The sequence below is a fragment of the Kitasatospora griseola genome (genome assembly GCF_014648555.1).
In the GTDB taxonomy this organism is placed as follows: Bacteria; Actinomycetota; Actinomycetes; order Streptomycetales; family Streptomycetaceae; genus Kitasatospora; species Kitasatospora griseola.
Genome location: NZ_BMRI01000111.1, coordinates 1 through 878 on the forward strand (window position 1 = coordinate 1; position 878 = coordinate 878).

At 69.8% G+C, this 878-nt stretch carries 1 protein-coding gene; it reads left to right on the forward strand.

Going from position 1 to position 878, the window contains the following annotated elements; translation table 11 throughout:
- The first annotated feature begins 48 nt into the window (after positions 1-48).
- Positions 49-825, forward strand: a complete 777-nt coding sequence (locus IEZ12_RS37350; RefSeq protein ID WP_189278885.1) for a transposase — start codon at positions 49-51, stop codon at positions 823-825.
- Positions 826-878: the final 53 nt, after the last annotated feature.

Consider the following 878-nt stretch of genomic DNA (forward strand, 5'->3'; position numbering starts at 1 on the left):
CTAAAGGCTGTCTCGTAACCCTGTGGGCTGGGCGGCGTTGGTCTGGGTGTGCAGGTGCTGTCGGCGGAGCGTCGTGAGCTCATCGAGGTGTTCACCGGGCTGCGCCCGGCTCAGTTCCGGCGCCTGGTCCAGGCGGTGAAGTACCGCGGTGGCCGGGCACTGGACCCGTCCAGGCCGGGTCGGCCGTGGGCGCTGTCCTTGGAGGACAGGGTCCTGCTGGTCGCGGTCTACTATCGGACGAACCTGACGATGCGCCAGCTGGCGCCGCTGTTCGGCGTTTCGCCGGCGGCCGCCCACCGGATCATCGACCGCCACAGCCCGTTCCTGGCACTGGCACGTACGCGCCGCCACCCCACGGCCGACGACGTGGTTATTGTGGACGGCACCCTGGTCCCGACCCAGGACCGCAGCGTGGCCGCGCCGTCGAAGAACTACCAGCACTCGGCGAACCTGCAGATCCTCATCGACGCCCACACCCGCCTGGTCCTGGCCGTCGGCAGGCCCGTGCCGGGCAACCGAAACGACTGCCAGGCGTTCGCCGAGTCCGGCGTCGATGCCGCCTGCGGCGACGCGGTCGTGCTGACCGACGGCGCCTACCGTGGCACCGGCACGCTCATCCCGCACCGCCGCCGACCGGGCCAGGACCTGCCCGACTGGCAGAAGGACGACAACCAATCCCACCGACGCGTCCGAGCACGCGTCGAACACGCCATCTCCCGCATGAAGAACTGGAAGATCCTCCGCGCGTGCCGACGCAGGGGCCTGGGCGTCTACTGGGCAGCCAGCGGCATCGCCCGCATGCACAACCTCGCCCTCGCCGGATGACCGGCAGGGCACGTGCCCCAATGCTGCCAGGTGAGTTACGAGACAGCCTTTAG